Here is a 14,361-nt window from a genome sequence, read left to right on the forward strand (position 1 = left end):
ATAATGAATCAATTTCTACTGCGAAGGGCGTTTACATTGCTTGAGCTAATGTTAGCTCTTATTATCATCTCAATGCTAATGGCTTCTTTAGTATTTTTTTCTAAGGCTTTTATGAATACTGCTACTAGCTTTAGCAAAGATATTTATGCCGATTTATCTGTTCGGTCTTTTATCGATCGATTTTCTTATGATATGTCACAGGCCGGGTTTACCCCAGTCGGCTCTATTTTGGTACCAGCATTAACAGCGGAAACAGGAAATGCCGCTATTTTTATAACCAATGCTTCGGATGGCAATGTTAGTATGATCAGAATCAGTTATGATTCATATAATCATTCAGGTGCGAGTAACCTTAATCGAAGAAACTATGTAACGTATTCAGTTCAGCTAATGGATGGTAGAGCAGCCTTTACAAATGGCATTTATGTTGACCGGAGCTATCGAACATCTACAAGTGGTACCCCAACAGCGCCGTTAAAAGTGTTCAATACTAAACAATTGGCCCTAGGGCTTGTTAAAGCATTTACCTGTATTGAGAGAAAGATTTCAGGTATTACAAAAGGACTGAGCTGTCGTTTAGAAGTTTATTCTGATTTAAATTTAAATAGTCGAGTTTTAACTTATGATTTTGAAGCCAATTCTGAACAGGTTTATTAAATCAGGTAGCGCCACCGTTATGGTGTTAATTTCGATTGCTGTAATGGCTGTCGTTGGTGCTTCACTCGTATTAATGCAAAAAAATTATTTTTCAGCTGCAATTCGTATTGAGGAAGAGTCGGTTACTCAAGATATTGCATATTTATGTATGAATAAAGTTGCTCAATATTTGCAAAGTCAGGCACTCCTCAATCAATTCCCGACTATTACGGTTGAGACGTCACTTTCTGCCACGCCATCCATTACTACTGAAATTACTAATTATGTAAATACAAACGCGAGGGGGATACGCTCTTTGTATTCGTCATCTAGCTTGGGATCTTGCACTTATGCCTATCTAGTTGGTAACGATAAAATTTCTCAAGGTACAGTGTCTGGGGGTGAAATTAGTACCGCGCGTGAATACAATACAAATCAACAGTTAGAAAAATTCTATAGTATTACTTCTAAACCTGTTGCTGGCTCAGCTACCGTCGAAACTATATTTTTTGTTGGGCTTAAATGAAACGGTCCTTATTCATAACCCTCTTTCTTTTTGCTAGCAATTGCTATTCTGCTGAATTACAAAACTGCCTGGCCTGGTATATGCAAGTTAATAGTGAGCCACCTCGGCTTTCAAATCGTCTGCAAGGGCAGGGTGATGGCACCATGCTGATCGATTCACCCATCGACGGCCCATGCTCGATTTTTGGTCCTGGCCTAGTGTATTTACGTGCTGAATTGGGCCTTGTTAGAGAGTTTAAATTAATGGTTTTTAGTAGAGAGTTAAATCTAATTCTTTTTTTAGACTCTCTTGATCGATTGGCTTTAAATAAACAATATCAAAAAGATAACGCTGCATTTTTTTATCCTGTCTCAATCCCAAGGATTTCTAGTCAATTAGGGTATGCAGTAACCAAGACCGGTTATGGCTTTCAAGAGGAGATTTTTTATGGGGGTCGCCCAAATGAAAATTAAGCTTCTAACTTGTCTAAGTTTCATTACTATTTTCGCAAGCAATAGCTTTGCTAAGTTGCCTCCACAAGGAATAAGTGGGGGAGCCGCAACAGCAAACATTTATTTAATGTTAGATACCTCAGGCAGTATGAGTGCCACTGTTCAAGGTAATGTCTCCACTCCTGCCAAAGGGGGCTTGCAAGTGGGCTCACAGGTAAATCTAGCGGAATATGCCTCCGATGGTAGATTATGGCTTTACGACGCTGCGTATGGTAGATTTTTAATTAGTTCTAATGGCACTTTACAGACTAGTTTTATTCCAAGCCTTGGCGCCCCACTTGCCCTCAAACGCGGTGCGAGTGGATCAATGCTGGCTCTTTTTAGAAGCGGAACTGTACGCTATCTTGTGGTTTATTCGAATTCCGGGGTTGTGCAAAAAACACTCACCGTAAGTAATGCCGGTAGTTTCATGGATCAAATATGCTACAACAATCAAAATAATACGGTTGTATTAGTAGACGCAACAGGCCACTTTGTTGTTAATTTGGCCACAAATGGCGTCTCACCAAAATATGCTTTTACCAGAACCTCCCCCCTAAGCACCCGAAGACCAACAAATTCTTCGTTTATGGGCTGTGCCTTTGCGGGCGGTAATTACTATATCAGCGCAAGTGGCTATGGGACCTATCGTTTTGTACCGGGGGCAAATGTAATTACACAAGTTACCCTTACCCAATATACAGAGCTGGCAATTGATTCGGTGAACCCCAATTTATTTTATGGCATAACCCCTGGATCTATAACGAGAATTAATGCAACAACTCTTGTGCCAACCACAATCATTAGTACAGGCGTATTTAATAGTTCTTATGCCCTGACGATTTCTCCCCTAAATACTAATATTATTTCTTTCGCGAATTCACTTCCGCAAGTCTATGTTTATACTAATAATCTTCAAACAGATACTTATAGCCCTACTGTTACCACCATGACACGGCTTGATGTGGCTAAACAGGTAATTAGAGATGTCTTACAGGATTCAGAGTTTAATAAGCGGGCATATTTTGGCCTTATGACATGGGACAGCAACGCAGTTAGAAGGGTGGATATTGGCCCTTCCTCTAATGCCCAAATTTTGAGTGTATTGCAAGGCGCTTTGAGTCCGTATGGAGGAACTGATTTATATAGAGCGATGCAGGCGGCGAGCAGTTATCTATCTAGTTCCTCCTTTAGCTCGAATGCGTCGACTTGCTCAAAAACAATTATCATTGTAATTAGTGATGGTGATTGGTCCAATGCATCGCTGGCAAATAATATCGCATCTACTCTTTACAGTACAAGAGGCATTGAAACATACGCGATTGGTTTTGGAAATGGGATTGGAAATACAGCTAATTATCAAAGCCTATCGATTGCAGGAAAATCATCACCCACCAGTCCGATGTATGCAAACGACAGTGCACAGCTAAAGGATCGTTTAAAGCAAGCTCTCTATGTTGCCCTGGCGTCTTCATTTACCTCGGTAGCACCAACGGTAATGCCTAGTTCCCAAATTGGTAACTTGGTTATTCAGCCGACTTTTGAGTACAACTCAACTGGCCAGTGGAAAGGGTATCTAAAAGCATATACATTAAGCTCAAGCTTGACCCCTTCCAGCTTGTTATGGGAATTCGGTGCAAATTTGAACTCTACTAGTCCAAACTCAAGAAAATTGTGGACGGTTGCCCCTAACCTACCACTCCCAGCGAATACTGGGTTTAACAACTTTCTTTCTGGCTATGTTCCTACTTCCCTAAAGAGTGCAATTTTCGGCCCTAACAATGTTGTGACCGATACAGATGCAACCACTTTGTTAAATTTTGTTAGGGGGTTTGATGCATATGATGAAAATAGTAATAATTCAACCTCAGACACTCGCTGGAAGTTACAAGATATTTTTCATTCTCGTCCTATTTTTATAGGCGTTCCAAAGTCAAGTATTTCTTCTGATTCTAGTTTTGCTGGGGCGGAGGTTTATTACGAGGCTAGAGACCCAGGCTCATATGCCCGTTTTTATGCGTCTTATAAAAATCGTCGTGAAATTGTCTTGGCAGGCTCCAATAGCGGCGTTTTGCATGCCATTGATGCAAAGACTGGAACCGAGCTATGGGGCTTTATTCCACCGCCAATGTTGCGAAAGCTTAGTGAGCTACCCAGCACCAATCCAAGCACTGGAAAAAAAACAAGCGTATCCATTTATGGAATTGATGGAACATTAAGTGCTCGCGATCTGTATGTCGATGGTCAATGGAAGACCTATGTCGCTATTACATACGGGCTAGGCAGAAGAGCTGTTACGGTGATCGATGTAACCAATCCAGATGTGCCAAAACATATTTTTTCGATAGATAATGTTTATGAAGGTGGTCAGTGGGTTTTATACCGCTGGGATGCAAACGGAAATCAATCTCAACATAACTCTACTGATACAGGAAATTATTCTTATCGTTCCTTGGCTTATACAACATCCTCCCCAGTATTTGCGTTTATGTCAGATTTAATTAGTAGGTATATACCCATTTTAATTTTGGGTGCCGGAACCACAGGCACTGAAATTGCATCTGGAAATGTAATTTATTACATAGACATTGATGGCAATGATTCAGGAATTGTGGTGGAGAGAACCACCGTTGGGCCATGGACTAGCTTGACCGGTTTTGCAAGTTTTCCCCAAAACGATATTTCAACAGATGTGGAGGTGATTGAATCCGGTCGGTCAGAGCGTATGAAGGGTCGTTACGGAGTGGAAATGTTTATTCCGAATTCAAATGGCGTTCTTCAGACTGCAGATTTCTCGGGAACAAGTGTTGGAGCTGTTAACTTGGCAAATAGTCCGAGAACTATTTTTAATTCTGAAACAACTGTTACGAATGATAGGCTAATTACTATGCCCATATCGATTTCAAGAAACACTTCTAGAAAAGGTGTTGATGATATTAATATCATTTTTGGCACTGGTGATATGGACAGACTTGCAATCGCTGGCACAAGTCCCGATAACTATATTTATTCTATTCAAAATTCTGAAGCTTCTTTGATGTCTTCTTCACCAGTATTGACTACAGCCAGTTTAGGATCCACAGCTTCATCATCTGCTCAGTGTCCGCTACCTAGCACTTCAGCAGGTTGGAAATTACAGATTAATAGCTTGAATGGTGTTTCAAAGTCCGGGGCAACTATAGCCATGACTTATGGTAAGTTAGCCTCGAGAATTGTTCAATACGGTTCTTCAGCGTTGATTGGTATTTATGCACCACAAACTTCTAGTGCGTGCTCTATGGGTAATTCTTGTTTTTTTGAAAGAGATGCCGCTTGTGGCTATTCAAAAAATAGTTCTTGTTTTTCAAATGCTATGATAGGTGGAATTAGTGTCTTTGGAGATGCTGTATTTATTGGGGTATCTGGGAATGCAGGATCAGAATCATTAGCGGGTGGATTTAATCGGACAGATAATTTAATTTCTGGAAAAGGGAACTTTACCAGTACCTCATCGAGTGGTAGCTTAACGGTGTATGGAAAGCAAAGAAAGCGTTAATGATGGATTTTAATAATGGATTGATAGCTAAATTTAAAGAAAAATTTAGTAAAAAAGCTGCTGATCAAATTCCTGTCCTAGGAATAGATTTTTCACATCATTACGTTAGGATTTCGCAGCTAGATAAATCTGGTGAATCATGGGTTCTTTCAAAATTTGCATCACGCGCAATTGAATCGTCCATAAAAGATACAGAGGCTCTAGAAATTGAGCAGGTTCGCGTTATTCAGCAATTACTAAAAGAAAATAAATTTAATACTGATAAGTGCGCTGTTTCTTTACCAATAACTGCTGCAATTGTAAAGGTTGTTAAAATACCGCTTTTAAAGGATTTTGAGCTTAAACAGGCGGTTGAAAATGGCTCCCTTTGGGAGAGCACAATTCAACTCCCTTCCGAGCTAAGTGAATATTCTGTTTTTTGGCAAGTCGTCAGTAAGAATGAGGCTAAAAATGAAATGTCCATCCTTTTTGTTGCCTCAAAAAAGAGTGAAATTGATAACACGGTAGAGCTATTATCTCGCGCTGGTTTAGATGCATTAGTTGTGGACGTCCGATGCTTTGCTCTTCGGAATATATTACGAACGCGTGGTGAGCAGGCACCCAATCAGCTTAATGCTTTTTTAGAGCTTAGTGGTGATGAAAATTACTTAGTTATAGTAGATGGAAATTTGCCATTTATCTATGACATATTCTTATCTGAGGATGACAACCAATTAATACAACTTGGACAGTTTGATAATTTAGATTATGTATTTACTCGATTGTCTGATCAAATTAGGGCAGCAATTCAATCTTTTTTTATTCAAAGCGGAAGAAATACTATCAATGTAATTGAATTTGCAAGTTCACTATCAAATGCCGATTTAGTTTTAACTAAGATTAAACAAGCAATGCCTGATTTCAAGATTGAAATTCTGGATCCTATTAAAACAATTTTGGTGCCTGAAAATTTAAAAGCTAATATCCAGGCTGATAAAAATAAATCGAGTAAAGCAGTTAGTATTGGGTTGGCCAGTAGGCGACTGGATGTTTTTGGGTATTATAAATTTGTAACTGCAGTTTCAAATATCAATCTTTTGCCCAATCGTGAAGAGCGTTTAGACCAGCAAAAAAGAAAGGTTGTGATTAGCGATTCTGCGAAGAAAATCGGAATTTTATTTTCTGCCATCGGAATTTTTGTTTTTACATTGTCAGTAGTTTTTTCTTTTATGTTCAGTTATTCGGACAAAGTAACTGAATTAACAAAAAAGTATCAAGAGCTTGAGCAAAAGAAAACACTGGTTGATACACAGTTAACAAATATGCAGTCATTTATTAATCAAAGGGCTGCTCGAAATGAACGTATTTTAGGGCTTCGTTTTTTAAATGGACTTCCTCGTTCAGTAATGGTTAAAGAATTAAAATTAAATTACGAAACCCCATCTGTACTTATTTTGATGGCAAAAGATGCCTCTCAGTTTTCTAACGTTGTTGCTCTTTTAAATAAACACCCTGATATTAGTGCTGCTAAATTAGAGGGAATTGAATTAGAATCAGGAAAAAGGGATCAACAATTAGGTAAGATCGTGATGGTGCTCAAATGAAATTTACAGATATAGCAAATGAAATTAAACGCCAAATAAGTTCTTTTAAGGCGAATAGTGGTGCTAAAGGCGCCCCTAATTTTTCTTTAGATGGTTTGCTGGGTAAGGCTGATCGAAAATTAGTTGGGATCGTTTTATTCTCTATATTTATGGTGGTGGTTGGCTTCGGTAATTTACTTAACCAATGGTCATTAAGTAAACAACATGATGAGTTATCAGAAAAAATATTGACAACAGAGGAAGAGATAAATTTAACGGCTCAAAAGTTGACTAATATTTACAAGCAAAATAGCCTGTCTTTGGAGCAAGCAAAGCTAGCACCGAAGACATCTTCGGACTTGTTGAGATTAATTTCCGAGTCGATACAGCGCTCTGGCATGGTCGTAACTAAAGTTTCTTCAGCGGGAAGTCAAGCCCCAGATGTTTTTGTCATAGAGGCTGAAGGTGGATATGGCGGTATCCGTATGTTGCTTACTGAACTAAGATATTACTCAGCTTCTATGGACATAAAAGCGATCGGCATAACTGCGGAGCCAACAAGGCGAACCTTGATATTAACGACAACATTTAAATTTGTGACTCCACCAAAATTTGAGAACTTCACTACACCCACTCCTACGAAAGTAAGCTTTTTTCCTTTGATTGACGAAGTCTATGATGATGGTGATAGCCTTTTGAGGTTTGCTAATAGAAAAGATTTCAAGCAAGTTCAATTTACGCCGCGCCCTAATAATAATGATCAACAATTAACCCCCAAGTCTCCATCGCCACCTCAAAGGTCAGGTAATGAACCTATGGCGCCTGAAATAAATCCTTTTTTTGTACCTGCTGGACCTGCAGGAGTTTCAACAGGTGGCTTTCCGGCTGGTGGTGTGGGCTCATCAGTCAGTGGGGCCACCAGAGCCTTACCTGTAAGAAGTAACGATGGTTTATATGTAACTGGGTGTATGGCATCAAATAAAAAATCAGCTTGTATTTTTCAACTTTCAGATGGCACTACTTCTATTATTAATTTAGGTGGTCAGATTTCTAAAAATCTTATACTAGTTAGGGTTAATTCAGATAGTATTGTTATCCGTAATGAAGGAAAAGAAGTAAGAGTAAAGATCGGCGATCAAATAAGATGAATACAAACTTTAATTTTTTTATTGCTATTTTCTTAACAACGATCCTTTCTGGTTGTGCTGGACTCGCAAACAGGCAGTTAGATAAGTCATCTGTTCCAAAAAGCCCTGATGATGTAAGAGAAATTATTGCAAAAACGAGACAAGTAGATCCTATTGATACTCGTGGTCTTACAAAAAACGAAAGACCTGCCCCTGAAGAAATAAGATCGAAAGACTTATTTAGCGTTAAATCGCATAGCGACCCTACAATTTTCAATTATCCGACCTGGAAGTCAGATAAGTTTAGCGCTGACTTCGCAATAGTTTCTATCGCTGATTTTTTTGCTTTAGTCGGGGAGTTAAATGGTATTAATTTTTATGTTGGACAAGATGTTAGCGGCGAAGTTTCTTTACAGGTTAAAGATATGGCCTGGAAGGATATTGTAGATATTGTTTTGGCAACAAAACGGCTAGTAGCTGAAATATCAGATGATGGTAAGTCGGTAAGAATTAATTCGATTGAATTTGTTGCCGAACGAAGCGACACAGTAAAAAAATTATTGACACAAAGATTCGAAGAGCAGAGGGTACGCCAGGGTCTTGAACAAAAAAATACAGCTGTGATTAGAGTTTTTTACTCAAAGGCAGATACCGTTTCAAAAATGTTACGTGAAATGCTTTTGGGACTCGAAGCAAGACCGGGTGCTGGTGCTGCTGTCGGCGCTCAAGCTCAATCTGCTAGAGCAGCATTTACAGTAGATGTTAGAACAAATTCGATTGTGGTTCAAGCCTCGGCTGCAGATATTGATTGGATTAAGAAGACGGTATCGCATATAGATAAACCTTCTAAACAGGTAATGGTAGAGGCCTATATCGTTGAAGGGCGTGATAATTTTCAGCAAGAACTAGGAGTTAGACTAGGCATTTATGCCGCTGGGACAAATTCCAGAGGTCAACCCCGATCTTTATCTGGCGTATTGGGGGAGGGCGCTACCAGTCAATCTAGCATGGTGCTTGGAACGGGTACTGGTTCAAGCATAGGAACTGCCGTAAGCGGTGGAAATGCTACAACAGCAGTTGGTGGTCTTGGATTTTTATTGGCAACCGGCACAGGTCAACTCAAAGCTGAGTTACTTGCTATGGAAAAAGATGGCTTGACAAAGATTGTCTCTAATCCGAGGTTATTTATCATTGATAATGAGCAAGCATCCATTACAGATGGCGTACAAATACCTTATCCAGTACCAGGAGTTGGTCCAAGTCAAATAACATATGAGTTTAAAGATGCAGCTCTTAAGCTCGATGTTAAGCCATCAATCGTTGGGGATGGAAATATTTATATTGAGGTAGTTGTCAACAAAGACTCTCCTAACTATGCAACCAACCCACCAGCAATTGATAAGCGTGAGGTAAGGACAAAATTACTTATTCGTGATGGAGGAATTGCAATGATAGGAGGTATTAATATTTCCACAGCTTCATCTACGGATACCCAAGTACCAATTTTAGGTAGCATACCTTTAATTGGTAACTTGTTTAAAAGTACTGCGCAAGGAAATGAACGTCGTCAGTTATTCATTTTCTTGTCACCAGCTGAGATATGAAATCAGCGTTCTCTAGTATTTGTAATCAACTTTCTGCCGAGCTAGCTTCTCTAGCTTTAGAGTTAAATATCATCTCTGCAGATCAATTTATTCAGGCACAAAAACATTCTAAAGAGACTCATCAAGATATTTATTCAATTATTCAAGCAGATGGGTTAATCAATGAAAATGAGTTTATTAAAAAATTAGCAGATCGATATGGCTTTAATTCAAATAAGGAATTTGATACAAAATTAGTTGATAATAAATTTCCTAAGAAATATTGTGTACAAAATTTCTTATTACCGGTCGAAGATAAGAATAATAAGTTTTTAATAGCCTTAGCGGCACCTTCTTCTTTAAATTCATTAAAAAACCTTTCTGTTTTAGTGGGGGCTAAGGCAGAAGCTATTTTTGTTCCATTTTCAAAGTTAAAAAATGAACTTTTAAACTTTGAAAAGTTGGGGATCGTAAATGATGGCATTAATCAAAATGAATCTGTTAAGAAGTCAAATGAGAGTTTGAATCCATCCATTAATAGTAATTTAACATCTAAAACAGGCTCGGTAGATCACAGTCTTAATCATGAAAATGATTCAAAGAAATATGAAAAAAATACGAAAGTTGTAAAATCTCTTACAGGAGATGTTATATCGGGTATAAATGAGATTTTTGATTCTGCAATTACTCAAAAAATAAGTGATATTCATTTCGAACAGCATAAAAACGAAGCTAGGGTACGTTTTCGCCGTAATGGCGCTTTATTTACCCCCGAGGAATTTCAACCTTTTGTTTCTAAAAACTTTTTAGCAATAGTTTCTAGAATAAAAATATTATCTGGTTTGGACATAGCTGAGAGAAGGCTTCCTCAAGATGGGGGTGCAAACTATATTTCTCAAAAAAATCAGATTGATGTTGACTTGAGAATATCCATCGTACCAACATCATTTGGCGAGAGAGTTGTTATTCGTATTTTAAATAAATCCTCTTTATCGTTAGATATAAATTCTCTTGGCTTTAGTGACGGCCAACGAGCTATCTTTCAAAAATCTATAGAAGCACCCCAAGGGTTGGTATTGGTAACGGGGCCAACAGGCAGCGGTAAATCAACTACATTATACGGAGCTATTAATCATTTAAATAAAAATGATGTAAATATACTAACTGCTGAGGATCCTGTGGAATATTCTATATCTGGGATCGGGCAAGTTCAAGTTAGAGAAGAGATAGGACTAACATTTGCCTCAGCATTACGTTCCTTTTTAAGACAAGATCCTGAGATTATCTTGGTCGGTGAGATACGTGATGCTGAAACGGCGGATATTGCGACAAAAGCAGCTTTAACTGGTCATTTAGTACTAAGTACATTGCATACAAATAGTGCTGTGGGTGCAATTACCAGATTAATTAACATGGGGCTACCACGCTATTTAGTTTCTAACGCCTTAACTTGTGTTGTAGCGCAACGGTTGGTGAGAATTAATTGTAAAAATTGTATCCGCCCCTATAGACCAAATGAGCTAGATGAGATATCAAATAACCCTCTCTTTGATGTTAATCTTCGACATTTATTGAAGAAAAGTGATGGCTGTCAAAAATGCCTCGGGACTGGATTTGTATCGCGAATGGCCGTACATGAGGTTCTCAATATTTCATTTGGTATTAAAGCTCTAATTAATAAGGATTCTAGTGAACAGGATATTGTTGAATTTGCTAAAAAAGAAGGCTACCTCCCGATGATTGATCGGTCTAGGGATCTGGTTTATGAGGGATTAACAACTATAGATGAAATTTTACGAGTTGTTCCAGTAGAGACCTCATGAAATATTTGTGGAAAGGATTAAAAGCTGGCGAATTCGAAAGCGGAGTTATTGAAGCTTTAACACGAGATGAGGCTGTTTTTTTATTGAAAGAGAAAAACATCATCATCACAGATTTATTTGGTGATGAATCACCAAAGATAGTAAAAGTAAAAACTAAAACAAAATTAACTTTATTCTCAAGTAAAAATAAAATATCAGAAAAGCAGTTATTACTTTTTACTCGAAAATTATCTGCAATGCTTTCGTCAGGACTTCCGATAGTGCCTGCATTGGAGATGTTGAGAGATCAATCTGAAAATGAAGGCATAAAGAAAATACTATCTTCAATTGTTGAGGAAGTAAATTCTGGTATTTCAATATCAAAATCATTTGAACGCTATCCCGATACATTTGATAGTGTTTATTTAAATCTCATAAAAGCTGGAGAATCAAGTGGATCACTTGAAAAATTTCTAGATAAGATTTGTCAAAGTCTTGAAAAAAAGATAAAGATCATGTCTTCACTCAGAAGTGCGCTAACATATCCTATTATCCTTTTGGTAGTTGCTATTGGCGTAATTATTGTCATGATGACTTTTGTTGTGCCCGTGTTTGCAGAAATGTATAGCAACATGGGAAAAGCATTACCATTGCCAACTCAAATAATTATGAACATAAGCAATTGGATTCGAAGTCCTTTTGCTATTCTTTTTGTGATTTTATTATTTATTGGCTTTATTTTTTTCAAGAAAAAAGTAAATAGTAATCTTACTTTAAAAAGAAAAGTTGATGAAAAATTACTGAGATTACCTGTTTTTGGGGATTTAATTCGAAATTCAGCGATTGCAAGAATAGCAACAGTTTTATCTAATTTAGTTTCTGCGGGCGTTGGCTTAATTGAAGCTATTGAAATTTCTAGATTATCTATTAGAAATGAATTTCTCAAAGAGGCGCTTGAAAATATGAAGCGTGATGTTTTTTCTGGAATGTCATTAGAGGCAATCTTAAAAAAAGATAATCGCTTTCCAGAGACATTCAAAGCATTTATTGGTGTTGGTGAGCGGACAGGTAAGTTAAACGATATGCTGGCTTCCATTGCTAAATATTATGAGGAAGAATTTGATGGTTCTGTCGACCGCCTATCTCAACTACTTGAGCCCGTAATGATTGTATTTTTAGGGACAACTATTGGTTTTATTCTTGTAGCTATGTATCTCCCAATATTTAGTATGGGATCTGGTTTAAATTAGTCTTAATTAATCATGGTTCAAAAGTTGCTGCTAATAATTTTATTGGCATATCCTCATGTTGCTTTTGGTTCGCTTATGGCGAAAATAATTAATGATTTTCCAGTTTGCAAAAATATTTTATGCTTTGAAAGAGATCTCGGATATTCATCTTTACAAAAAATCCAAATTGATAAAGAGATAAGTTCCTTAATTTCAGCTATACCATTGCTTAAATATTATTCAGAGGCATTAAATCAACAGGGCATTCCTGGCTATTATGCATTTATCCCGTTAATAGAGAGTTCAAATTTACCAACAGCAGTTTCTTCTGCTGGGGCATCTGGTGTTTGGCAACTCATGCCAAGCACGGCTTTTGACGGAGGTATTTTTTATCATAATAGTTACGACTACAGACACGATCTATATTTATCAACTATGGTTGCTGTTCGTCATATAAAGATACTGGATGAGAAATATTTTGGAAACTTAGCGATCGTTTTAGCTGCGTATAACTGGGGCGGTGCAAATGTTGATCGCTTATTAAAAAAGTTTAACAATACTGATGATTTTTTTTTGAACTTACCAGAGGAGACAAAATCGTATATTAGAAAATTCTATCGTATAAACAACAATTTACAAACTATAAACTTTAGTCACCCAATATGGTCTTATCCAGATGTGCATTATTTGATGACAGTAACAAAAAAAGATAATTTAAATGATATTTTATATAACAATAATAAAATTTCTAGTTTCTTAAACCCCATTGGCTTTCATCGAAATTTTTATGTTGTTCCTACTGAGAATTTCAATAAGTATTACCAGCATAACGTAAACGTAAAATCTAATTCGAAGACGGTTGTAAAGAGTAAGCAAAATAAATGTTTTTTTGACGATTCATACCAAACAAGTTATATTATTAAAAGTACCGATACTGTTATTTCGTTATCTAAATTACTAGGAAAAGATGAGTTGTTAATAAATAAGAATTATGTTCGTGATGGAAAATTAAAAGTTGGCATGGTAATTAGAATGTCTTCAAAAAAGTTAGATTCTTCATGCTTCTAATTTTAGTTTTAGTTCTGGGAGCAGTTTGGGGGTCTTTTATACATGCTACATCACTGCGCGTAGAACGCTTTCTTTTGAATTCTCACATTTTGATCTCAAATTCAAAAACTATGAGATACCAAAATTATCTTCGAATTTCACTTAAGAATTTTTTTTGTAATTCTTACTCCAGATGTGATCATTGTAAAGTAAAAATTCCTTGGTTTTTTAATATACCATTAGTATCCTTTTTTGTTTTAGGGGGCAAATGTTCCCATTGTAAAAATAAAATATCCCCTTCAATTTTTATATCTGAATTTATTTTTTCTTTAATTTTTTTATTAATCTACATTAAGTTTCCCGATTCATTGCAGCATCAATTCTTTGCTTTAATTTTTTTTAGCCTTATTTTTTTGATTACTCACTTTGATTTAAAGTATCTTTTGATTCCGGATCAATATACTTATTTAGTTTTATGGTTTGGATTATTTGCGTCTCTTTTTGGTTTATTTGGTCTTAATATTGAAAATTCAATTTATACAATTCTTATAATTTATTTAATATTAAAAGGGATCTCCCTTTTCTATGTCATAGCCTTAAAAAAGGATGTTCTTGGGGAGGGCGACCCAATGTTGGCAGCAAGCCTCTCTTGCTGGATTGGCTTTGATTTGTTTCCTCTATTTTTGTTCCTAGCAAGTTTATTGGGAATTATTGTTATTATTTATTCTAAATTTAAATCTACGAATCAAGATGTTTGGCAACTTAGGCTAGCATTTGGACCTCCCTTATGTATTTCTGCTGGTTTAATTTTTTTATCTAAACTGTTCACTAATATTTGAATTTC

At 36.8% G+C, this 14,361-nt stretch carries 11 protein-coding genes; all 11 read left to right on the top strand.

What is annotated here, in order from left to right; translation table 11 throughout:
* Nucleotides 1–3: 3 nt before the first annotated feature.
* The 11 genes from NKE59_RS03635 (at nt 4) to NKE59_RS03685 (ending at nt 14,356) form a co-directional block, all read left to right on the top strand.
* The gene (locus NKE59_RS03635) at nt 4–657 is read left to right on the top strand and encodes a type II secretion system protein (protein WP_353439618.1); all 654 of its coding nucleotides are present in this window, start codon (nt 4–6) and stop codon (nt 655–657) included.
* A complete protein-coding gene (locus tag NKE59_RS03640) occupies nt 623–1,162 on the top strand; it encodes a hypothetical protein (protein WP_353439619.1) in 540 nt (179 codons plus the stop codon). The genes NKE59_RS03635 and NKE59_RS03640 overlap by 35 nt, the downstream gene beginning before the upstream one ends.
* 80 nt (nt 1,163–1,242) lie before the next feature.
* Nucleotides 1,243–1,614, top strand: a complete 372-nt coding sequence (locus tag NKE59_RS03645; RefSeq protein WP_353439620.1) for a hypothetical protein — start codon at nt 1,243–1,245, stop codon at nt 1,612–1,614.
* A complete protein-coding gene (locus NKE59_RS03650) occupies nt 1,589–5,167 on the top strand; it encodes a VWA domain-containing protein (RefSeq protein WP_353439621.1) in 3,579 nt (1,192 codons plus the stop codon). The genes NKE59_RS03645 and NKE59_RS03650 overlap by 26 nt, the downstream gene beginning before the upstream one ends.
* Nucleotides 5,167–6,750 (top strand): pilus assembly protein PilM, encoded by a 1,584-nt coding sequence (pilM, locus tag NKE59_RS03655; RefSeq protein ID WP_353439622.1) that lies wholly within the window; start codon nt 5,167–5,169, stop codon nt 6,748–6,750. The genes NKE59_RS03650 and pilM overlap by 1 nt, the downstream gene beginning before the upstream one ends.
* Nucleotides 6,747–7,877 (top strand): hypothetical protein, encoded by a 1,131-nt coding sequence (locus tag NKE59_RS03660; protein WP_353439623.1) that lies wholly within the window; start codon nt 6,747–6,749, stop codon nt 7,875–7,877. The genes pilM and NKE59_RS03660 overlap by 4 nt, the downstream gene beginning before the upstream one ends.
* Nucleotides 7,874–9,460, top strand: coding sequence for a type IV pilus secretin PilQ (gene pilQ / locus NKE59_RS03665; protein WP_353439624.1), 1,587 nt, complete (start codon nt 7,874–7,876; stop codon nt 9,458–9,460). The genes NKE59_RS03660 and pilQ overlap by 4 nt, the downstream gene beginning before the upstream one ends.
* Nucleotides 9,457–11,262 carry a GspE/PulE family protein gene (locus NKE59_RS03670; protein WP_353439626.1) on the top strand — a complete coding sequence of 602 codons (1,806 nt, stop codon included), beginning with the start codon at nt 9,457–9,459 and terminating at the stop codon, nt 11,260–11,262. The genes pilQ and NKE59_RS03670 overlap by 4 nt, the downstream gene beginning before the upstream one ends.
* On the top strand, nt 11,259–12,491 hold the full coding sequence (locus NKE59_RS03675; RefSeq protein WP_353439627.1) for a type II secretion system F family protein: 1,233 nt from the start codon (nt 11,259–11,261) through the stop codon (nt 12,489–12,491). The genes NKE59_RS03670 and NKE59_RS03675 overlap by 4 nt, the downstream gene beginning before the upstream one ends.
* Nucleotides 12,492–12,503: 12 nt before the next feature.
* Nucleotides 12,504–13,538 carry a transglycosylase SLT domain-containing protein gene (locus NKE59_RS03680; RefSeq protein WP_353439628.1) on the top strand — a complete coding sequence of 345 codons (1,035 nt, stop codon included), beginning with the start codon at nt 12,504–12,506 and terminating at the stop codon, nt 13,536–13,538.
* On the top strand, nt 13,529–14,356 hold the full coding sequence (locus NKE59_RS03685; RefSeq protein WP_353439629.1) for a prepilin peptidase: 828 nt from the start codon (nt 13,529–13,531) through the stop codon (nt 14,354–14,356). The genes NKE59_RS03680 and NKE59_RS03685 overlap by 10 nt, the downstream gene beginning before the upstream one ends.
* The last annotated feature ends 5 nt before the right edge of the window (nt 14,357–14,361 follow it).

Origin of the sequence: Polynucleobacter sp. UK-FUSCHL-C3, assembly GCF_040409815.1 — a bacterium.
Classification (GTDB): Bacteria; Pseudomonadota; Gammaproteobacteria; order Burkholderiales; family Burkholderiaceae; genus Polynucleobacter.

What these genes read in the sequence shown, in the direction of transcription:
- pilM (WP_353439622.1), top strand. Translation starts at nt 5,167, where the DNA reads ATGATGGATTTTAATAATGGATTGATAGCTAAATTTAAAGAAAAATTT.
- NKE59_RS03660 (WP_353439623.1), top strand. Translation starts at nt 6,747, where the DNA reads ATGAAATTTACAGATATAGCAAATGAAATTAAACGCCAAATAAGTTCT.
- NKE59_RS03635 (WP_353439618.1), top strand. Translation starts at nt 4, where the DNA reads ATGAATCAATTTCTACTGCGAAGGGCGTTTACATTGCTTGAGCTAATG.
- NKE59_RS03645 (WP_353439620.1), top strand. Translation starts at nt 1,243, where the DNA reads ATGCAAGTTAATAGTGAGCCACCTCGGCTTTCAAATCGTCTGCAAGGG.
- NKE59_RS03675 (WP_353439627.1), top strand. Translation starts at nt 11,259, where the DNA reads ATGAAATATTTGTGGAAAGGATTAAAAGCTGGCGAATTCGAAAGCGGA.
- NKE59_RS03650 (WP_353439621.1), top strand. Translation starts at nt 1,589, where the DNA reads ATGGGGGTCGCCCAAATGAAAATTAAGCTTCTAACTTGTCTAAGTTTC.
- NKE59_RS03670 (WP_353439626.1), top strand. Translation starts at nt 9,457, where the DNA reads ATGAAATCAGCGTTCTCTAGTATTTGTAATCAACTTTCTGCCGAGCTA.
- NKE59_RS03685 (WP_353439629.1), top strand. Translation starts at nt 13,529, where the DNA reads ATGCTTCTAATTTTAGTTTTAGTTCTGGGAGCAGTTTGGGGGTCTTTT.
- NKE59_RS03680 (WP_353439628.1), top strand. Translation starts at nt 12,504, where the DNA reads ATGGTTCAAAAGTTGCTGCTAATAATTTTATTGGCATATCCTCATGTT.
- NKE59_RS03640 (WP_353439619.1), top strand. Translation starts at nt 623, where the DNA reads ATGATTTTGAAGCCAATTCTGAACAGGTTTATTAAATCAGGTAGCGCC.
- pilQ (WP_353439624.1), top strand. Translation starts at nt 7,874, where the DNA reads ATGAATACAAACTTTAATTTTTTTATTGCTATTTTCTTAACAACGATC.